At 69.9% G+C, this 18,574-nt stretch carries 19 protein-coding genes and 1 pseudogene; 15 read left to right on the forward strand and 5 right to left on the reverse strand.

What is annotated here, in order from left to right; all coding sequences use genetic code 11:
* The 5 genes and pseudogenes from ACIQ8J_RS31795 to ACIQ8J_RS31815 form a co-directional block, all read left to right on the forward strand.
* A pseudogene (locus ACIQ8J_RS31795) lies at nt 1-180 on the forward strand (sugar ABC transporter ATP-binding protein); the annotation flags it as partial.
* A 349-nt stretch (nt 181-529) separates the two neighbouring features.
* Nucleotides 530-2,905 carry a beta-ketoacyl synthase N-terminal-like domain-containing protein gene (locus tag ACIQ8J_RS31800; RefSeq protein WP_403276281.1) on the forward strand — a complete coding sequence of 792 codons (2,376 nt, stop codon included), beginning with the start codon at nt 530-532 and terminating at the stop codon, nt 2,903-2,905.
* Nucleotides 2,902-3,252, forward strand: coding sequence for a PqqD family protein (locus ACIQ8J_RS31805; protein WP_403276282.1), 351 nt, complete (start codon nt 2,902-2,904; stop codon nt 3,250-3,252). The genes ACIQ8J_RS31800 and ACIQ8J_RS31805 overlap by 4 nt, the downstream gene beginning before the upstream one ends.
* Nucleotides 3,249-4,223, forward strand: a complete 975-nt coding sequence (locus tag ACIQ8J_RS31810) for a TIGR03560 family F420-dependent LLM class oxidoreductase (RefSeq protein WP_403276283.1) — start codon at nt 3,249-3,251, stop codon at nt 4,221-4,223. The genes ACIQ8J_RS31805 and ACIQ8J_RS31810 overlap by 4 nt, the downstream gene beginning before the upstream one ends.
* A complete protein-coding gene (locus ACIQ8J_RS31815; RefSeq protein WP_403276284.1) occupies nt 4,216-4,476 on the forward strand; it encodes an acyl carrier protein in 261 nt (86 codons plus the stop codon). Before ACIQ8J_RS31810 ends, ACIQ8J_RS31815 begins: the two co-directional genes overlap by 8 nt.
* A 22-nt stretch (nt 4,477-4,498) precedes the next feature.
* On the opposite strand, the gene ACIQ8J_RS31820 is transcribed toward ACIQ8J_RS31815, so the two are convergent.
* Nucleotides 4,499-5,260: a thioesterase II family protein gene (locus ACIQ8J_RS31820; RefSeq protein WP_403276285.1), complete on the reverse strand. Its 762-nt coding sequence runs from the start codon at nt 5,258-5,260 to the stop codon at nt 4,499-4,501.
* A 103-nt stretch (nt 5,261-5,363) separates the two neighbouring features.
* Here ACIQ8J_RS31820 and ACIQ8J_RS31825 point away from each other — a divergent pair, with 103 nt between their 5' ends.
* The gene (locus tag ACIQ8J_RS31825) at nt 5,364-6,200 is read left to right on the forward strand and encodes a hypothetical protein (RefSeq protein ID WP_403276286.1); all 837 of its coding nucleotides are present in this window, start codon (nt 5,364-5,366) and stop codon (nt 6,198-6,200) included.
* A gap of 267 nt (nt 6,201-6,467) precedes the next feature.
* Complete coding sequence (locus ACIQ8J_RS31830) at nt 6,468-7,754, forward strand: MFS transporter (protein WP_403276287.1); 1,287 nt, start codon at nt 6,468-6,470, stop codon at nt 7,752-7,754.
* A gap of 54 nt (nt 7,755-7,808) precedes the next feature.
* Here the strand turns inward: ACIQ8J_RS31830 and ACIQ8J_RS31835 are convergent, their stop codons facing one another.
* Together ACIQ8J_RS31835 and ACIQ8J_RS31840 are read right to left on the reverse strand one after the other, a co-directional pair.
* The gene (locus tag ACIQ8J_RS31835; protein WP_403276288.1) at nt 7,809-8,648 is read right to left on the reverse strand and encodes a class II fructose-bisphosphate aldolase; all 840 of its coding nucleotides are present in this window, start codon (nt 8,646-8,648) and stop codon (nt 7,809-7,811) included.
* A gap of 156 nt (nt 8,649-8,804) precedes the next feature.
* Nucleotides 8,805-9,512 carry a DUF5324 family protein gene (locus ACIQ8J_RS31840; protein WP_403276289.1) on the reverse strand — a complete coding sequence of 236 codons (708 nt, stop codon included), beginning with the start codon at nt 9,510-9,512 and terminating at the stop codon, nt 8,805-8,807.
* A gap of 290 nt (nt 9,513-9,802) precedes the next feature.
* Between ACIQ8J_RS31840 and ACIQ8J_RS31845 the strand changes: the two genes are divergently transcribed.
* Nucleotides 9,803-10,336 (forward strand): peptidylprolyl isomerase, encoded by a 534-nt coding sequence (locus ACIQ8J_RS31845; RefSeq protein ID WP_403276290.1) that lies wholly within the window; start codon nt 9,803-9,805, stop codon nt 10,334-10,336.
* 85 nt (nt 10,337-10,421) lie between these two features.
* The gene (locus ACIQ8J_RS31850) at nt 10,422-11,312 is read left to right on the forward strand and encodes a rhomboid family intramembrane serine protease (RefSeq protein WP_403276291.1); all 891 of its coding nucleotides are present in this window, start codon (nt 10,422-10,424) and stop codon (nt 11,310-11,312) included.
* Between the two features lie 302 nt (nt 11,313-11,614).
* Here the strand turns inward: ACIQ8J_RS31850 and crgA are convergent, their stop codons facing one another.
* Nucleotides 11,615-11,869, reverse strand: a complete 255-nt coding sequence (gene crgA / locus ACIQ8J_RS31855; RefSeq protein WP_403276292.1) for a cell division protein CrgA — start codon at nt 11,867-11,869, stop codon at nt 11,615-11,617.
* Between the two features lie 137 nt (nt 11,870-12,006).
* On the opposite strand from crgA, the gene ACIQ8J_RS31860 reads away from it, so the two are divergent.
* From ACIQ8J_RS31860 to ACIQ8J_RS31885, 6 genes are all read left to right on the forward strand, one after another.
* Entirely contained in the window at nt 12,007-12,786 is a 780-nt protein-coding gene (locus tag ACIQ8J_RS31860; RefSeq protein ID WP_403276293.1) for a DUF881 domain-containing protein, read from the forward strand.
* Between the two features lie 24 nt (nt 12,787-12,810).
* The gene (locus tag ACIQ8J_RS31865; RefSeq protein ID WP_403276294.1) at nt 12,811-13,506 is read left to right on the forward strand and encodes a class E sortase; all 696 of its coding nucleotides are present in this window, start codon (nt 12,811-12,813) and stop codon (nt 13,504-13,506) included.
* Nucleotides 13,507-13,574: 68 nt separating this feature from the next.
* Entirely contained in the window at nt 13,575-13,754 is a 180-nt protein-coding gene (locus tag ACIQ8J_RS31870; RefSeq protein ID WP_403276296.1) for a hypothetical protein, read from the forward strand.
* Nucleotides 13,751-14,389 carry an aminodeoxychorismate/anthranilate synthase component II gene (locus ACIQ8J_RS31875; RefSeq protein ID WP_403276297.1) on the forward strand — a complete coding sequence of 213 codons (639 nt, stop codon included), beginning with the start codon at nt 13,751-13,753 and terminating at the stop codon, nt 14,387-14,389. Before ACIQ8J_RS31870 ends, ACIQ8J_RS31875 begins: the two co-directional genes overlap by 4 nt.
* Nucleotides 14,386-15,561, forward strand: a complete 1,176-nt coding sequence (locus ACIQ8J_RS31880) for a class E sortase (protein ID WP_403276299.1) — start codon at nt 14,386-14,388, stop codon at nt 15,559-15,561. The genes ACIQ8J_RS31875 and ACIQ8J_RS31880 overlap by 4 nt, the downstream gene beginning before the upstream one ends.
* A gap of 26 nt (nt 15,562-15,587) precedes the next feature.
* Complete coding sequence (locus tag ACIQ8J_RS31885) at nt 15,588-16,325, forward strand: class E sortase (RefSeq protein ID WP_403276301.1); 738 nt, start codon at nt 15,588-15,590, stop codon at nt 16,323-16,325.
* A gap of 82 nt (nt 16,326-16,407) precedes the next feature.
* Here ACIQ8J_RS31885 and pknB read toward each other — a convergent pair whose 3' ends face one another.
* Nucleotides 16,408-18,423, reverse strand: coding sequence for a Stk1 family PASTA domain-containing Ser/Thr kinase (gene pknB / locus ACIQ8J_RS31890; protein WP_403276302.1), 2,016 nt, complete (start codon nt 18,421-18,423; stop codon nt 16,408-16,410).
* Nucleotides 18,424-18,574 lie beyond the last annotated feature (151 nt).

The following is an 18,574-nucleotide window of genomic DNA, read 5'->3' on the forward strand; positions in this document are numbered from 1 at the left end:
GCCTACCTCGTCGGGGACCGGTTCGTGCTCCTCAAGCGCGGCACGATGACCGGCAGCCATCTGCGCTCCGCCATCACCCTGGACGAACTCACCCGTCAGATGGCGGGCGGCAGCGAACTCGAAGAACTCAGCCACGAACTCCAGCGCGGCTCATTCCAACACGCGACTTCTGTCAACTGACCGATTTATCCCCGCATATCCCAAGGATTGTCTCCTTTAGGAATTGGAGCATTTGTAGAAATAGCGCATTCGCTTGGGACGTCGTCCCGTACCGCCTGCCGACCCTCGTGCGCACGCCGACGGCCGGTCGACTCGCCCTGGCTGACGTCAGGCTGGCGAGGCCTCTGACCTGCCCAAATACTGTTGACGCCGAGATGGATTTGCGAATATGAAGTGACCGAAAATGATTGATCCAGACGTCAACTCTCTGGTAATTTCACCCGCCGATGTCTTCACATGTGCCACGCCGAGTGCGGCTTCCGACCCAAGTCGCCGCGAGGTCACGCTGATTCTTCAGGAGCCGTCTCAGATGCAGCAAAAGCCACTTTCCGCACCTCCTATAGCGGTGATCGGCATGGCGGCGCGTTTCGCGGGAGCCGGCGATGTCGAGCAGTACTGGACGAACCTCGTGGAGGGCGTCGAGTCGACCAGCCGGCTCGCCGGGAACGAGCCGGGCGACGGGGGTGCCGCGTCAGAGGGCGGCGACCGTGACGGGTTCGTGCGTGCGGTCGCGAAGGTCAGCGACATCGAGTGGTTCGATGCCGACCGCTTCCGCGTCGCGCCGACCGAGGCCGTCATCATGGACCCGCAGCAGCGCGTGCTCCTCGAGGTGGCGGCCGAGGCGCTGGAGGACGCGGGCTACGCCGGCGAACGCGCCCCCGTCGTCGGCGTGTTCGTCGGCTGCGGCGAGAACCACTACTTCCGCGAGTACGTGGCCCCGACGGAGGCTCGCGCGGGACGCACCGGCGACGTCCGCATCACGCTGGGGAACGAAAAGGACTTCCTTGCCCCGCGGCTCGCGTTCAAACTCGGCCTCACCGGGCCGGCCATCACAGTGCAGACCGGCTGCGCCACGGCGCTCAGCGCCGTCGCGCTCGCCTGCTCGGCACTGGCCGCCGGTGACTGCGACATCGCCCTGGCCGGTGGCGTGAGCCTGCTGATGCCCGACGTCGAGGGCTACACCCACGCCGAGGGCGGGATCCTGTCGGCGGACGGGCGTTGCTGCGCCTTCGACGCCGAGGCCTCGGGGACCATTCCCGGTTCCGGCGCCGGAATCGTCGTGCTGAGGCGCGACGCCGACGCGCAGGCCGACCGTGACCGCCGCCGGGCCGTGATCCGCGGCTGGGCGGTCAACAACGACGGCGGATCGCGCGCCGGATTCACCGTGCCGAACATCGACGGGCAGGAGTCCGTGATCCGAGCCGCGCTCACCCGCGCGGGCGTCGCCCCCGACGAGGTCGGCTATGTCGAGGCCCACGGCACCGGGACAGCGATCGGTGACCCGGTCGAGTTCGAGGCGCTGAGACGCGTCTTCGGGACCACCGGCCGACCGGCCCGGACCCTCACGCTCGGTGCGGTCAAGCCCAACATCGGCCACACCGACGCGGCCGCGGGCGTAGCGGGGCTGATCAAGGCGACGCTTGCCGTCGAGCGGGCCACCGTGCCTGGGACCCTGCACTTCCGCTCACCGAACCCCGCCATCGATCTCGATTCGACCCCCTTCGTCATTACCCCCAAGACCCTGCCATGGGAGGCCGAGGGCCCCCGGATCGCCGGGGTCAGTTCGTTCGGTCTCGGCGGGTCCAACGCGCATGTGGTGATCGAGTCCGCGTCCGCCGAGCCGGGTGCACCCGCCGTGCGCTCGCGGCACATCCTCGCCCTGTCCGCGCGCAGCGACGAGGAGCTGGCCCGGATGCGGGAGCGGCTCGCCGACCGGCTGGAGGCGATGCCCTCGCCCGACGCCGACGCGCTGGCCGACATCGCGTACACGCTCGGAGTCGGGCGGGGCAGGTTCGCCCGGCGCTGGGCGGCCGTCGTCACCGAACGAGGCGATGCCCTCGGCCAGTTGCGTGCCTCAGACGAGTCCGGCCGGCCCACCGCACGGTGGTCGCTGGTGCTCCACGGCACGCCCGCCGAACTGGCCGCGATGGGTGAACGGCTGCTCGCCACCGAGCCGTTGCTGCGCGGCGCACTCGCCGATCTGGCCGGACGCGCAGATCTCGGCGGTCTCGCCCCGGAACAGGCCGGCGCGCTCGCCGCGCTCGGCATCGCCCGGATCCTGACCCGGCTCGGCCTGACCTTCTCCCGGGTGGACGCACCGAAGTGGGCCCGTCCCGCCGCACAGTGGCTGGCCGGCGGCGCCGATCCCGCGACGCTCGCGGCGGCCCTCGACGCCTGCACCCCCGACACCGACGCCGGGTCCGTCCGTGACGGCGTCGGCCAGATACTCCTCGGCCCGTCCTTCGACCTGGCCGACGTGGTGGCCGCGGCCTGGCGGGCGGGCGTCCCGGTCGACTGGGCCACGTACTACGGCGACGAGCCGCGCGGCCGGGTCCCCCTGCCGACCTACCCGTTCACGCGCCGCCGGTTCTGGCTGGAGCGTCCCGAGCCGCAGTCGGCCCCGGGCGGCGACACCCCGCAGACCTCGACCCGCGCCGACGGAGTCAGCATCATCGACTACGTCGAGCAGGTCTGGCGCGAAGTCCTCGGTGTCGAACACATCGACCGGGACGCGCAGTTCATGGACGGCCTCGGTGGCGACTCGTTGCACGCGGTGGAGATCGGCGCCCGCCTGAACGAGGGGCTCGGCCTCGATCTTCCGCTCGACCTGCCGTTCATCGCGCCCACCATCACCGCCACAGCAACCTTCATCGAACAGGCCCTGGCTACGGAGGCAACCTCATGAGCACCATCAACAACAACGACGTCCTAGTCCGCCGACTGGACGTGACCGCCCGCGTGACCGACCAGGTGGTGGACCTCAGCGAGCGCCCCGAGGGGGGCGTACTCCTTGAGACCCTCATCGGCCGCTACGTACTCGACAGCGACGGCCGCGTCGTGTGGCTGCTGATCGACGGGCGGCGCGACGTCGCCCAGGTCGTCGAAGGCGCCGCCGAGCGTACGGGGCTGCCGGTCGCGGAGGTCGAGCAGCAGGTCCAGGCCCTGTGCGGCCGCCTGCTGGAGCTCGGTCTGGTCGAACGTGCCACCCCCGCCGACTCCGTGCCGCTCGCACCGGCGGCGGTCGCCGGATGACTCGCCCGGCGATAACCCGGGTCGGCCTGCAGCTCGCCGGCTACTCCTTCCCCGGAACCATGGACAACCAGCTCTTCGAGCGCGTTGTCGAGATCGCGCACACCGCCGAGGCCGCCGGCTTCGACAGCCTGTGGACCATGGACCACGTCCACCAGATCGCCTCCGTCGGCGAGCGGGACGAACCGATCCTGGAGGCGTACACGACGCTCGCGGCGCTGGCCGCCGTCACGTCGACTGCACGTCTGGGAGTGCTCGTCTCCTGCAACGGATTCCGCAACCCCGCAGTGCTGGCGAAGATGGTGACCACCATTGACGTCATCAGCGGCGGCCGCGCGATCCTCGGCATCGGCGCGGGCTGGCACGAAGAGGAGTGCCGCGCCTACGGGCTGGAGTTCCAGTCCACCCGGGAGCGCCTGGCGGGGCTCGCCGAAGCGGTCCAGATCTGCCGGGCGATGTTCACCGAACAGGCGCCGCGTTTCTCCGGCACGTACCACCGGGTGGACGAACCCCTCAACGTGCCGGGCCCGTTGAGCCCCGAAGGACCGCCGATCCTCATCGGCGGCGGCGGCGAGAAGGTGCTGATCCCGATGGTGGCCCGGTACGGGGACGCCTGCAATTTCTTCGGCGGACCGGCCACCGTGCGCCACAAGATCAAGGTGCTGGAGAAGGCGTGTGCGGCCGTGGGCCGCGACAGCGCCGAGATCACCAAGACGTGGCTGGGCCACGCGATCATCACCGAATCCGAAGAGGAACTGCAGGAAGCGCTGGAACGCCTCGGCACGCTGCTGGGTCTGGCGCCGAGCGCGGTGCGGGGCTTCGCCCTGTGCGGTACGCGCGAGGAGGTGCGGCGCCAGGTCGCGGAGTACCGCGCGGCCGGAGCCGACGGCGTGATCGTCACCGTTCTCGATCCCGGCGACCTCGACCACCTGCGCCTGGTCGGTACGACGCTGCGGGAGGCCATGGATGAGTGAGCCGACCAGCTCCGCAGGGACCGGACCCGACCTCGACGGGGACCCGGGCGAGGTCGTCGGGGCGGTGTGGGCCCAGGTCCTCGGCCTGGACTTCGTCGACCCGGAGATGGGCTTCTTCGATCTGGGCGCGACCTCGGCCATGGTGCTCGAAGTGGTGCGGGTACTGCGCCGGCGTTGGCCGCGCATCCAGTTCGTCGACGTCTTCGCCCACCCGACGGTCGCCCAGCTCGCGGCTTTCCTCGCCGATGAGTAGGCGGACCGGGCGAGGTGGGCGGCTACGCCAGGGCGGTACGGATCTCCCGGGCGAGCTCCAGCCAGGCGCCGCCGCCGAAGAGGTGGTCGGCATCGGCGATCTCGCGGAAGTCGGCGGCGCCCGTGGTCTCCTGGCGCCATCCGTCGACGTCGGCGCGGCTGAGCTCCTCGTCGCGGGCTCCGTAGAACACCGTCAGCGGGACGTCCAGCGGGGCGCCCGGCGCGTACGCGTAGTCGGCGACCAGCTTCATGTCCGCGGCGAGGATCGGAAGCAGCACGGCGAGCAGTTCGGGCTCTTCCCGCAGACCTTCGGGCACGTAGCGGGTGAGGTCCTGTCCGGAGTCGATGCGGCTGTCCGCGAGGGCACGCGGCGGGAGCTGCGATCCGACGAGCAGGTGGACGACCTCGGGGCCCTCGCCCGACCGGTGCAGTTCCTTGGCCACCTCGTAGGCCAGGAGCGCTCCGGAGCACTGGCCGAACAGCGCGACGCGCGGCGCCTGAAGCGCTGCCAGCTCACCGGCCAGTTCGGTGACGACCTCGGCAAGGGACGTCGCCGGCGGCTGCGTCTGCCGGCTCTCGCGGCCGGCGAGCCGGGCGCCGTACACGGACGCCGCGTCGCCGATCACCGACCCCCACGCGCTGAACGGAGTCGCCCCGGCACCGGCCCACGGAATACATACGAGCGCTGTGTTATTCCCCGGTGCTGAACTCCACGGAACGAGCACCGGTGATTGCTTCGACATACCCATCGAATTCGATATGACCATGGGCACGGAGCTTAGCATGATGCGCTTCGAATCCGCAGCATCAATTTAGTCCGAGAAGATAGCGTCCGGCTCCGGAAGCTATGCCCGACATGACCATCTCTGCCATCCCGGGAGGATTCTGATGTTTAACCCCACTATTGAGGTCATCGCCGCCCAGCCGCCGGTTCTCGACCCGCCGAATCTTTCGTTCTCGGCGATCCTCAAGCATTTCCCCGGCCTGGCCGAGGCAAAAGCCGTCTGTATGACGGGCTCGACGGCCGCCGGGTGGGGAAACACGTTCAGCGATGTCGACATCTACGCGTTCTCCGACAAGGACCTCGACCTTCCCATCGACGAGACCATGGAGACCTGGCCGGGCTCCGACCCGAGCGGGGTCAGCTGGCACAACTGGATGGGCGTCTACGACAACGCGCGCATCGATCTGAAGGTGTGGCCGACCGACACGCTCGCCAGGGCGCTGACGCCCTACCTCGGTAACGAGGCCGAGTTCTGCACCACCGGCGACTTCCTCCAGGACTTCATCTACCGGCTCTCCATCGGCGTCCCGCTCAAGGGCGACGAGTTCTTCCAGGAGATGCGGGACCTGCTCGACAGCTCCTCCTACCGGCGGGCGCTCGCCCGTTCGCTGAAGGCCGACGCGGAGAACTGCCTCACCGACGTCGCGGGCCAGCTCGACTCCGGTGACGACATGACGGCCCGCGTGTCGGCCGGTCTCGCGGCGGGCTTCGTCGCCGACGCCGCCCTGGTCCTGGCCGGGCAGCTGTGTCGCCGCAAGAAGTGGCTGCTGCGCCGCATGGAAAGCACGCCGGGATGCGGAATCACCGTCGACGAATACCGCTCGATGGTCCTGGACGGAACGCGCCCCGGGGAATTGGACGGGGACTGCGCCCGGCGGGTCGCTCGCTGGTCGCAGGCGCATATCGTCCGGCTTGAGGACGCCTTCCTCTCCGCCTCCTGAAACACCGCCGGAAAGCGATGTGGTGCCCGGTTGTGCGGAGGCCTCGAAAGCCGGGCTGATTCGCGGAGCCGCACCGCGAACAAATCACTTCTGGGCACACTGCAATTAAGGAGAATATCGAGTGAGCACCCGGCGAGGGTTCGCGTGGCGCGCCCCACGAATAGGCGAGCCGCTTTTTTGGCCCGTACCAGCCATCGGCGTGAGCCTCCCGGCCCCGGCCGGTGCGGCCGAGCGTGCCGCGACCCTTGCCGGGGTGGCCTCGTGAGCATGACGAACCCGTTGACCAAGCTCCGTACCGCGGTGCGCGGGCCCCAGGAGCCCCGCCAGCGGTTGCTGGCGCTGTCGACCATTGTCAACACCATCGGCATGGGCATGTTCCTCTCCGCGGGAACGATCTTCCTCATCCGGTCCGCCGGGCTCAGCCCGACCGTCACCGGTGTGGGCCTCACCGTCGGGTCGCTGGCCGGCTTCGGCGCCGGAGTGGTGATCGGGGACCTGGCCGACCGTCGCGGCTCGCGAGAGGTCGTCATCGCCTCCATGCTGCTCGAGGCGGTGGCGAGCGTCAGCCTGCTGCTGGTCCACAGCCTGTGGCCGCTGCTGATCATCGCCGCGGTCGCCGCCATCGGCCGGGCCGGAACGGTCAGCGCGCGCGGCGCGATGATCGGTGTGCTGGCCGAGGAGGGCAAGGGCCCGCAGCTGCGGACCTATCTGCGTGCGGTGACGAACGTCGGGCTCGCGGTGGGCACCATCGGCGCCGCGGTCGTCCTGGCCATCGACACCCGCGCGGCGTACGTGACCATGATCCTCATCGACACGGTCACCTTCCTGATCGCCGCCGGCATTCTCACCCGGCTCCCGCGTCTTGCTCCGACCCGTACGGCCAAGGAGGACGAGAGCGAGGAGGAGGGGGACGCGAAGAGCCGGCCCCGCTGGCTGGCCCTGCGCGACCTGCCCTACCTGGGGCTGACCGCGGCCTCGTCGGTCGCGAGCCTGCAGTACTTCGTGCTCATCCAGGCTCTTCCCGTGTGGATCGTCCTGCGCACGTCGGCGCCGCGCTGGATGGCCGCGATCGTGCTGTTCCTGGAGGCGGCCATCGTCGCCGCCACCCAGGTCCCGGCGACACGGTCCATCAACGGGCCGCGTTCGGCGGCGCGGCTGCTCGCGGCCTCGGGCCCGCTGTTCCTGCTCTCGTGGATCCTGATCGCGGTGGCGGCCGGTCCCGCCGCGTGGATCGCGATCACGCTGCTGCTCATCGGCGTCGTCGTGCACTCGCTGGCCGAGGTGTGGCAGGCGGCCGGCACGTTCGAGCTGTCGTTCGCGCTGGCCAAGCCGGAGGCGCAGGGCCAGTACCAGGGCGTGATGGGCCTCGGGCACGGCTTCGCGGAGGCCGTGGCGCCGCTCGTCGTCATCACGATGTGCGTCAACTGGGGCAAGCCCGGCTGGATCGTACTGGCGGTGATCGTCACCGTCGCGGGCTTCCTGTGCGCGTTGGTCGAACGGCTCTGGTCCCGGTCGAACCCGCCGGTCGCGGCCGAGGCCGTAGCCGGCGAGTGAAGTGGGGGCTGGGGCGCGTCCGGCGCCCCGGCCCACGCGGGCCTCAGGCGCGGGTCACCCAAGGGAGCCCAGCAGGTTCAGAAGGCGCGCGGCCTCTTCCGTCACGGCCTCGCGCCCGGAACGGAAGCACACGCGGGAGTCGCTGAGCGCGGGGTCGGCCTCCAGCGTGGCCCGGAGCGCACGGGTGAAGGCCCGGGTGAGGTGTGAGGAGATATTGATCTTCGTCATGCCGGCGGCGACGGCCCGCATCAGCTCTTCGTCGGACACCCCCGACGACCCGTGCAGCACCAGGGGCACCGGCAGCTTCGCGCTGAGCCTGGTGATCAGCTCGTGGTCCAGCACGGCGGTCCGCTCCCGCATGCGGTGCGAGGACCCGACTGCGATGGCGAGCGCGTCGACATCGGTGTCGGCGATGAACGCGAGCGCCTCCGCCGGATCCGTGCGCACTCCCGGTGCGTGCACCCCGTCCTTGCCGCCGACCTTGCCGAGTTCGGCCTCCACGTACACCTCGCGCTCATGGCACCAGGCCGTGAGCTCCGCGGTCGCTGCCACGTTCTCCTCGTACGGGAGCGCGGAGTGGTCCACCATCACCGACCGCACCCCGGCTTCGACGCCTTCGCGGATCGCGGCCGGATCCGCCAAGTGGTCGAGATGTACGGAGAGTTCGGCCCGGGATGCCGCGGCGATCTCCAGCGTCGCGCGGGTGAGGGGCAGCATGCTCCCGTGGTAGTCGATGCAGTTCTTGCTGATCTGCAGGATCACCGGGATCCCCGTGATCTCAGCGGCTTCGACCAGTGCCTCGGCGGTCTCCAGATGGATGACGTTGAAGGCGAGCGCGCCGGTGCCCGCGGCGCGTGCCCCGTCGACGATGGCACGGGTGGAAACGAGGGTCATGGCGGCGACTCCTGTGTGGGCGGCCTGGATCAATCCAGGCGTGAGCATGCCATACGCACACCCCATGGCTCACCCGTACGGGATCACTGCCCACTCTTGACAACAGCGGGCGCCCGGCGGCCTGTTGAGGTCGCCGGGCGCCCGGTCTGCTGCGGCTCAGCGCCGGTCGTCGCGGTCCGAGGCCTCCGTCTCGGCCTGCTTGGCCTGCACGTCGGGGTCGAGTTCCTCCTCGGGGCCGCTGCCGTCCACCGAGGTGAGCGGCGGACGGTCGGCGACCTCGGTCGGCTCCGGCGGCTCGACCAGCCAGTCCGGGTTGGCCTGCTTGTCCCACCACCGCCACGCGGCGAACGCGCCGCCCGCCAGGATGCCGACGACCAGGAGCCCCTTGGCGCAGCGGGCGGCCCTGGCCTTCCGCTGGTGCTTGCGCACGAGCCTCTGGATCTCCTTGGGCGAGACCTGGCCGCGCAGCGCCGCGAGAGCGGCCGTGGAGCGGGCCAGGGCCTCATCGCGCAGGGGCTGGGCGGCGGCGACCGCCTGCTCCACGCGCGGCCCGGCGTACTCGGCGGCCTGCCGGGCGGCCCGGCGCGAGCGCGCGGCCGCCTGGTGCGCCACCTCGTCCACCCTCGGCGGCACGCGCGGCGCGACATGGGCGTCGTACTGCTGACGGGCCTGCCGGCGCGCCTGGAGCGCGGCCTTCGACATCTTCGGCGCGACGTGTACGCGCGCCTCCTGCGCATAGTGCTGCGCGTACTGCGCGGCCTGCTGCCTGGCCGAGTCGGCGTAGGGCGCCACCACTTCCGCGGCGTGCAGCACGCTCTCCTTCGCCGTTCCGGTTGCGGCGCGCACGCTCTCCATGCGGGTCACGTGATCCTCCTCCTTGGTGGCGGTTCGGTATGTCGCCTTTCCACCCATCTCGAAATCATGCCTGTCCTGCGGGTACCCGGCATGTGCGTCATGGCATCCGGGTGGGCGTCGCGTGTCGGAAGCAACCGCGGGCGCGGTCCTGGAGGGAGCTCGCGGACGACGATGCCACGGCCTCGGGCGGTACGGGGCGGTTCGGCGGGTATCCATGGGTAACCGGGCGCTTCCTCCGGCCGGTCCGGTCCGTGCGAGGATCGTGGGACGTCAGAGCAGACCTTTAAGGAAGGCAGATCGTGGCCGAGCAGCTTTACGCCACCCTGAAGACCAATCAGGGCGACATCGAGATTCGGCTCCTGCCGAACCATGCCCCCAAGACGGTCCGGAACTTCGTGGAGCTCGCCAAGGGCGAGCGCGAGTGGACGAACCCCCAGACCGGCCAGAAGACCACGGACCCGCTGTACGACGGCACCGTCTTCCACCGGGTGATCTCGGGCTTCATGATCCAGGGCGGCGACCCGCTGGGCAACGGCACCGGCGGCCCCGGCTACGAGTTCGCCGACGAGTTCCACCCGGAGCTCGGCTTCGACAAGCCGTACCTGCTGGCCATGGCGAACGCGGGCCCGGGTACCAACGGCTCGCAGTTCTTCATCACCGTGTCGCCCACCGCGTGGCTGACCCGCAAGCACACCATCTTCGGCGAGGTCACGAGCGACGCCGGCAAGAAGGTCGTGGACGCCATCGCCGGCACCAGGACCAACCCGCGCACCGACCGCCCGGTCAACGACGTGATCATCGAGTCCGTCGTCGTGGAGAGCCGCGAAGGCTGATCTCCGGCTCCGCAGGGAACCTTTCCGCCCCGCTCGTCCGTATGACGAGCGGGGCGGAGCTGCTGCACGAGGACGAGGGAGCCCGATGAACCAGGACCAGGAGCAGGCGCGGCAGTCCAGCCTGCCCAGCTGCTACCGCCACCCGGGCGTGGCGACCGGCATCAGCTGCACCCGCTGCGAGCGCCCGATCTGCCCCGAGTGCATGATCAGCGCCTCCGTCGGCTTCCAGTGCCCCGAGTGCGTCCGCACCGGCTCCGGCACCGGCCACCCCCCGACGGCGAACCGGCCGCGGACGCTGGCGGGCGGGATCCTCGCGGCGGGCGACCCGCAGCTGCTCACCAAGATCCTCATTGGTCTCAACGCCGTGATGTTCCTGGTGCAGGAAGTGGTCGGGGACCGGTTCACCGATGCGCTCTTCCTGCTGGGCCGGGCCGGCGTGCCGGGCTTCGACGGCGCGCAGGGCGTCGCCGAGGGCCAGTGGTACCGGCTGGTGACCTCGATGTTCCTGCACGGCGGCGTCGTGCACATCCTGTTCAACATGCTCAGCCTGTGGTGGCTCGGCGGCCCCCTGGAGGCCGCGCTCGGCCGGGCCCGCTATCTCGCGCTGTACTTCGTCTCGGGTCTGGCCGGCGGTGCGCTGACGTATCTGATCGCCAGCCCCCTGGAGCCCTCGCTCGGCGCGTCCGGCGCGATCTTCGGCCTGTTCGGCGCCATGGCGGTGCTGATGCGGCGGATGAGGTACGACATGCGGCCGGTCATCGGGCTGCTCGTGGTCAACCTGATCCTCACGTTCAACCCGTGGATGGGCATCGCCTGGCAGGCGCACGTGGGCGGTCTGGCCGCGGGCGTCCTGGTCGGCATCGGCATGGTCCACGCCCCGGCGAACCGGCGCGCCCTGGTGCAGTGGGGCAGCTGTGCGCTGGTGCTCGCCGTGTCGGTCGTCCTCGTCGTGATGCGTACCGCTGCGCTCACCTGACCACAGCGGGTACGAGCTTTCCCCAGAGTTGTCCACAACAAGTGCCCGAACTTGTGCACTGGGTGGAGAACGCCTGTGCCCCTCGCCTCTGACCTGGTTGTTTCCAGGCGGGGCAAGGGGCACAAGGGCTGTGGAGGGCGGTGGAACCAGTCACACCGGCGTCAACTTCCCGGAAGTTATCCACAGATCGTCTGAGTTATCCACTCCCGGTGGATAGCGCTGTGGATAACTGGGGGCAGAGCTTGCGCCGGGGCGGAGAATCCGCCCCGCCGCCCCCGGTCGGGAACCCCAAGGGAGAGTCGTTACTTCCACTGCGTGGAGACGCCGAACCCACCCGCGATGAAGCCGAACCCGACGACGATGTTCCAGTTGCCGAGCGCCTTGAGCGGCAGATCGCCCTCGGTCACATAGAAGAGGACGATCCAGGCGAGACCGATGAGGAAGAACGCCAGCATCACCGGGGCCACCCAGCCGCGGTTGCCCAGCTTGATGGAGGTCGCCTGCTTCGCGGGCGGCGGCGTGAAATCGGCCTTCTTGCGGATACGTGACTTCGGCACGAGGAACTCTCCTGTCGATGCGCTGCGTGACCGCGCAGGGAACTGTGGCGGCGCCGGGGGACGGAACTGCGGGGGAAGCCTCCCCCAAGCGTCCGTTAGCGTAGTGCTTCCGTGGCGCCGAAGGAGATAAGGGTACGTTGAGCAATTCTGCCGACTCCCCCGACGGGGTCCCCCAACAGCCCCGGCGCCGCCTGCGCGGGCGGCCCGTCCGGCTGCTCTCCGCCGCGGTCTTCGCGCTCGCCGGCCTCATCTTCGTCACCAGTTTCAACACCGCCAAAGGCACCAACATCCGCACCGACGCCTCGCTCCTGAAGCTGTCGGACCTGATCAAGCAGCGAGACCGCAAGAACCAGGAGCTCGGCGACTCCACCGCGGCCGTACGCAGCGACGTGGACGCGCTCGCCCAGCGCGACGACGGCTCCACCAAGGCCCAGGACCAGCTCCTCAACGGCCTCAAGGACGCCTCGGGCACCGCCCCGGTCTCCGGCCGGGCCCTCACCGTCACGCTCGACGACGCCCCGCCGAACGCCATCGCCGCTCCCGGCTACCCCGCCCCCCAGGCCAACGACCTGGTCATCCACCAGCAGGACCTGCAAGCCGTGGTCAACGCGCTGTGGCAGGGCGGTGCCCAGGGCATCCAGGTCATGGACCAGCGGCTGATCTCGACCAGCGCCGTCCGCTGCGTCGGCAACACCCTGCTCCTCCAGGGCCGCGTCTACTCGCCCCCGTACAAGATCACGGCGGTCGGGGACACCGGGAAGCTGCGCGCGGCGCTCACCGCCTCCAAGGCGATCCAGAACTACCAGCTGTACGTGACGGCCTACGGGCTCGGCTGGAAAATCGACGAGCGCAAGACGATGACTCTTCCGGGCTACTCGGGCACAGTGGATCTCCACTACGCGAAACCGGTGCAGTAGCGGCGCGGGAGGGGGCCACCGCCGATGTCCGTGCGGATCCTCGTGAGGTCCTTCAGCGAACTGTGCATCACCGTCGGCACGTTGATCGTCCTGTTCGTCGTGTACGTCCTCTACTGGACCGGCGTGAAGGCCGACAGCGCCGCGAGCGACCAGATCTCCGGCCTCCAGCGGCAGTGGGCGCAGCAGAGCCCGCCGCCCCGCCCGGCAGCGCCGCGGCAGGCCGCCCCACCGCCCGCGCCCGCCGCGTACGCCGAAGGCCGGTCCTTCGCCGTCATGTACATCCCCCGGCTCGGCAAGGACTGGCACAGGCCCGTCCTCGAAGGCACCGCCGTCAAGGACCTCCAGAAGGGCCTCGGCCACTACGCCAACACGGCGCGGCTCGGGCAGCAGGGCAACTTCTCGGTGGCCGGCCACCGGCGCACCTACGGCGACCCGTTCAAGGACTTCCCCGAACTGCGGCCCGGCGACGCGGTCGTCCTGCGCGACGACACCACCTGGTACACCTACCGCATCGACAACGTGCCCTACCGGACCGTGCCCAGCGACGTCGCGGTCATCGACCCCGTCCCCGCCAAGTCCCCCTTCCGCTCACCGGGCCGCTATCTGACCCTCACCACCTGCGACCCGGAATGGGGCAGCAGCCACCGCCTGATCGCCTGGGGACACCTCGACGCCACTCTGGCTGTGGCCCAGGGCAAACCCACAGCTTTGGACGGGTGACCCCACACCGTCACCGGGGCCCTTAGTCTGGTGCGGTAACGATCGTCGGAAGGGACAGCGGGGACAGCATGTACGGCTGGATCTGGCGGCATCTGCCGGGCAACGCATGGCTGCGGGCGTTCATCTCGCTCGCGATGGTGCTCGTGATCGTCTACGTGCTCTTCCAGTACGTCTTCCCGTGGGCGGAGCCGCTGCTTCCGTTCAACGACGTGACGGTGAACCAGGGGATGGGAGCCACAGGCCGGTGAGCGCGCGCATTCTCGTGGTCGACAACTACGACAGCTTCGTCTTCAACCTGGTCCAGTACCTGTACCAGCTCGGCGCCGAGTGCGAGGTCGTGCGCAACGACGAGGTGTCCCTCGGGCACGCCCAGGACGGCTTCGACGGCGTTCTGCTCTCCCCCGGACCCGGCGCCCCCGAACAGGCGGGCGTCTGCATCGACATGGTGCGCCACTGCGCCGCAACCGGCGTCCCCGTCTTCGGCGTCTGTCTCGGCATGCAGTCGATGATGGTCGCGTACGGCGGTGTGGTGGGCCGGGCCCCCGAACTGCTGCACGGCAAGACGTCGCCGGTGCTGCACCAGGGCACCGGCGTTTTCGAGGGGCTCCCCTCTCCTTTCACGGCGACCCGCTACCACTCGCTGGCCGCCGAGCCGGCGACGCTGCCGGACGAGCTCGAAGTCACCGCCCGCACCGAGGACGGCATCATCATGGGGCTGCGCCACCGTGAACTGCCGGTCGAGGGCGTCCAGTTCCACCCCGAGTCGGTGCTGACCGAGCACGGCCACCGGATGCTGGCCAACTGGCTGGTGCGCTGCGGGGACGCGGGCGCCGTCGAGCGGTCGGCGGGGCTCGCGCCGGTGGTGGGCAAGGCCGCGGCGTGACTTCGGTGCGCCCGGAGCACGAGTACGACCCGCTGACGGACCCGCTGCCACCGGGCGGACACGGCTCCCCCTGGTTCCGGGCCGACAACCTGGCGCCCGGCGCCTCAGCCCCCGTACAGGAGCCCGTATCGGAGCCCCCGCGGAACCCGCCGCACGATCCGCTGACGGAGCCTCAGCAGTGGTACGACCCGGGCCCGGCGGGACCCCGGCAGGACTGGTATCCCGCGCCGGAGCAGACGGCCGGACCGTTCCCCGCCGCCGCCCCAGGGATCCCCATATCGGCGCCGATATCCGTCGCCGTCCCCGTCGGCAATGAGAGCGTCGACAACGAGACGGTCGCGCTGCGGGCCGTGGACGAGGCCGCGACGGCCCCGCCGGTCACCGGAGGGCGGGCCGAGCGGCGCAGGGCCGCCAAGGGCAGAGGACGCGCGGTCCCGGCGCCGGTGCCGGCCGAGCGGCCCCGCACCCGGGCCGAGGCGCGCCGGGCGGCGAAGGCGCGCAAGGACAGCGCGGCCGTGATCGCCAGCCGGGTCATCGGCGAAGCGTTCATCACGCTGGGCGTGGTGATGCTGCTGTTCGTGACGTACCAGCTGTGGTGGACGAACGTCCGCGCGCACCAGGAGGCCGGCAGCGCCGCCAAGAAGATCGCGCAGGACTGGGCGGACGGCCGCAAACCGGGGGCCTTCGCGCCCGGCCAGGGCTTCGCCCTCATGCACATCCCCAAGCTGGACATCGTGGCCCCGATCGCCCAGGGCACCAGCAAGGCGAAGGTCCTCGACAAGGGCATGATCGGCCACTACGACGAGGACGGCCTCAAGACGGCGATGCCGTCGGACACGACCGGCAACTTCGCGGTCGCCGCCCATCGAAACACCCACGGCGAGCCCTTCCGCTACATCAACCGGCTGAAGCCGGGCGACAAGGTCGTGGTCGAGACGCAGGACGCGTACTACACCTACGAGATCACCAGCACGCTGCCGCAGACCCCGCCGTCGAACGTCTCGGTGCTGAGGCCGGTCCCCGCCGGATCCGGATTCACCAAGCCCGGCCGCTATCTGACGCTGACGACCTGCACGCCGGAATTCACGAGTACCTACCGATTGATCGTGTGGGGCAAGATGGTTGACGACCGACCGCGCAGCAAGGGCAAGCCCGACGCGCTCGTGGGATGACCGAACGGACAGCAGGGGCGGGTGCGGTGGCGACAGGAACCGACCACGACGAGCGGACCGGCACGCCCGGACCGTCACCGGTCCGGCGCAGGCGCGGCGCTGTCGCCGTCGTCATCAGCGTCTTCGGCGAACTCCTCATCACCGCGGGCCTGGTGCTCGGCCTGTTCGTCGTCTACTCCCTGTGGTGGACGAACGTCATGGCCGACCGCGAGGCGTCCGCGCAGGGCGACACCGTGCGCCGCGACTGGGCGGCAGGCACCGGGCCCGGCGCGCTGGACACCAAGGGCGGCATCGGCTTCCTGCACGTACCGGCGATGAAGAACGGCGAGGTGCTCGTCAAGAAGGGCACCGACACCGACGTCCTCAACGGCGGTGTGGCCGGCTACTACACCGACCCCGTCAAGGCGACGCTGCCCGGCGTGGCCAAGACCGGCAACTTCACGCTGGCCGCGCACCGCGACGGCCACGGCGCCAAGTTCCACAACATCGACAAGCTGAAGGACGGCGACGCGGTCGTCTTCGAGACCAAGGACGTCTGGTACGTCTACAAGGTGTTCGCGGAGCTGACCGAGACGTCGAAGTACGACGTCGACGTGCTGCAGCCGGTCCCCAAGGAGGCGGGCGTCAAGAAGCCCGGCCAGTACATCACCCTGACGACCTGCACCCCGGTCTACACCTCGAAGTACCGCTACATCGTCTGGGGCGAGCTGGTCCGCACCGAGAAGGTCGACGCCAAGCGCACCAAGCCGGCGGAACTGCTCTAGCCCTCGCGCCCGCGCCCGTACGCGACGGAGCCCCGGCACCCTGTGAGGGGTGCCGGGGCTCCGTGCTTGAGCGGGTGGCGGGCTAGCTCAGCGGTCCGCCGGAGGGGCCGCCGAAGAAGTTCGGTCCCCCGTTGTTGGTCCCGCCGAGCGTGGTCAGCGTGATCGGCTGGTTCGGGTCGACCGTGGTGCCCGAACCGGGCGTGACCATCGCGACGCGCGCCTTCTCGTCGTTCGAACTGCCCTGCGCGAACTGGATGTTGCTGAAGCCCGCGTCGTTCAGCATCTGCGTGGCCTTCTTCACCGTCTGCCCGACCAGACCCTGCGGCACCTGCCCCTGCGTCTGGGGCGGCGTCTGCGGGCCCTTGGAGACCTTCAGGACGATCTGGACGTCCTTGGTCTGGTTGGTGTTGCCGGTCGGGGTCATCGAGACGACCTGGTTGACCGGCTTCTCGGAGTCCACGTCCTGGCGGGAGACGTTCGTGAAGCCGAGCGCGCTGAGCTGCTGCGTCGCGGTGTTGTAGTCCGCGCCGGTGACATCGGGCAGCTTCGTCGTCTGCTTCTTGGCGATCTGGAGGGTGATCGTCGAGTTCTTCTCCGCCTGCGCGCCGCCCTGCGGGTCCTGGCTGACGACCGTGCCCGGCGTGGCGCCGGACTCGACCTCCGCGGTCTTCACGTTGAAGCCCTTGCTCTGCAGCAGCTGCGTCGCGCTGTCCTTGTCCTTCTGCGTGACGTCCGGGACCTCGATCTTGGGCGCGCCCGTGGAGACGGTGACCGAGACGGTCTCGCCCTTCTTCATGTTGCCGTTCGCCGGGTTCTGGCTGCAGATGTTGCCCTTGGGCTGGTCCGGGCACGGCTCGTTCTTGGTCACGGACATCTTGACCCCGGCGTTGGTCGCCAGTTTCTCCGCGTCCCCCTGGCTGCTGCCGACGAGCTGGGGCACGCTCACCGTGCTGCTGTCGGCGGCGCCGCTGAAGACGGACTTGCCGATGAGGATCGCGCCGACCAGCACCAGGACGCCCGCCAGGATCAGCAGGACCGTCGAGGTGTGGGACTTCTTCTGGCGGCGCCGGTCGGGGCGGTCGTCGTAGCCGTAGCCGCCGTCGTCCGGATTGACCGGGGGCAGCATCGAGGTCTGGCCCGCCGGGTCGGCCTGCCGCAGCGCGGTGGTCGGCTGGTCGTTGCCGTAGCCGCTGTTGTAGCCGTCGTACCCGTTGCCGCCGTAGCCGACCGCGCCGAGGGTGGCGGTCGCGGCGACCGGCTGGCCGTCGAGGTAGGCCTCGATGTCGGCGCGCATCTCGTCCGCCGACTGGTAGCGGTACTCGGGGTCCTTGACCAGCGCCTTGAGGACGATGGCGTCCATCTCGGGCGTGATCTCGGCGTCGAAGTTCGAGGGAGGCTGCGGCTCCTCGCGCACGTGCTGGTAGGCCACGGCGACCGGCGAGTCCCCGACGAAGGGGGGCCGGACCGTGAGCAGCTCGTACAGCAGGCAGCCCGTGGAGTACAGGTCGCTCCGCGCGTCGACCTGCTCGCCCTTGGCCTGCTCCGGGGAGAGGTACTGGGCGGTGCCGATCACGGCGGCGGTCTGCGTCATCGTCATGCCGGAGTCGCCCATGGCGCGGGCGATGCCGAAGTCCATGACCTTGACCTGGCCGGTGCGCGTCAGCATGACGTTCGCCGGCTTGATGTCGCGGTGGACGATCCCGTTGCGGTGCGAGTACTCAAGGGCCTGGAGGATGCCGATGGTCATTTCCAGGGTGCGTTCGGGCAGCAGCTTGCGCCCGGAGTGCAGCAGCTCACGCAGGGTCGAACCGTCGACGTACTCCATCACGATGTACGGGATGGAGACGTTGTCGACGTAGTCCTCGCCGGTGTCGTAGACAGCGACGATCGCCGGGTGGTTGAGCGAGGCGGCCGACTGGGCCTCACGGCGGAACCGGGCCTGGAAGGACGGGTCGCGGGCGAGGTCGGCCCGCAGCGTCTTCACGGCGACGGTGCGGCCGAGCCGGGTGTCGTGCGCGAGGTAGACCTCCGCCATGCCACCACGGCCGAGCACCTGGCCCAGCTCGTACCGGCCGCCGAGGCGACGCGGCTCTTCCATAGCTAATCCAGCCCTCTCCGTCTGTCCCGACCGTACCCATGGGTGGTCCGGCGGTGTGCTGTTCGCGCATACGCTACCGGGCAGTGCAAGCCGATCAGCCCGCGACCGCCACCTGATACCGGACCGGTACAGGGCACGTGTGATGTTTCAC

Origin of the sequence: Streptomyces sp. NPDC094147, from assembly GCF_044764265.1 — a bacterium.
Lineage (GTDB): Bacteria > Actinomycetota > Actinomycetes > Streptomycetales > Streptomycetaceae > Streptomyces.

Excerpts from the sequence above, each read along its gene's own strand:
- ACIQ8J_RS31820 (WP_403276285.1), bottom strand. The coding sequence starts at position 5,260 with ATGCTAAGCTCCGTGCCCATGGTCATATCGAATTCGATGGGTATGTCG.
- ACIQ8J_RS31800 (WP_403276281.1), top strand. The coding sequence starts at position 530 with ATGCAGCAAAAGCCACTTTCCGCACCTCCTATAGCGGTGATCGGCATG.
- ACIQ8J_RS31870 (WP_403276296.1), top strand. The coding sequence starts at position 13,575 with ATGTACGGCTGGATCTGGCGGCATCTGCCGGGCAACGCATGGCTGCGG.
- ACIQ8J_RS31815 (WP_403276284.1), top strand. The coding sequence starts at position 4,216 with ATGAGTGAGCCGACCAGCTCCGCAGGGACCGGACCCGACCTCGACGGG.
- pknB (WP_403276302.1), bottom strand. The coding sequence starts at position 18,423 with ATGGAAGAGCCGCGTCGCCTCGGCGGCCGGTACGAGCTGGGCCAGGTG.
- ACIQ8J_RS31830 (WP_403276287.1), top strand. The coding sequence starts at position 6,468 with ATGACGAACCCGTTGACCAAGCTCCGTACCGCGGTGCGCGGGCCCCAG.
- ACIQ8J_RS31850 (WP_403276291.1), top strand. The coding sequence starts at position 10,422 with ATGAACCAGGACCAGGAGCAGGCGCGGCAGTCCAGCCTGCCCAGCTGC.
- ACIQ8J_RS31865 (WP_403276294.1), top strand. The coding sequence starts at position 12,811 with ATGTCCGTGCGGATCCTCGTGAGGTCCTTCAGCGAACTGTGCATCACC.
- ACIQ8J_RS31810 (WP_403276283.1), top strand. The coding sequence starts at position 3,249 with ATGACTCGCCCGGCGATAACCCGGGTCGGCCTGCAGCTCGCCGGCTAC.
- ACIQ8J_RS31805 (WP_403276282.1), top strand. The coding sequence starts at position 2,902 with ATGAGCACCATCAACAACAACGACGTCCTAGTCCGCCGACTGGACGTG.
- ACIQ8J_RS31825 (WP_403276286.1), top strand. The coding sequence starts at position 5,364 with ATGTTTAACCCCACTATTGAGGTCATCGCCGCCCAGCCGCCGGTTCTC.
- ACIQ8J_RS31835 (WP_403276288.1), bottom strand. The coding sequence starts at position 8,648 with ATGACCCTCGTTTCCACCCGTGCCATCGTCGACGGGGCACGCGCCGCG.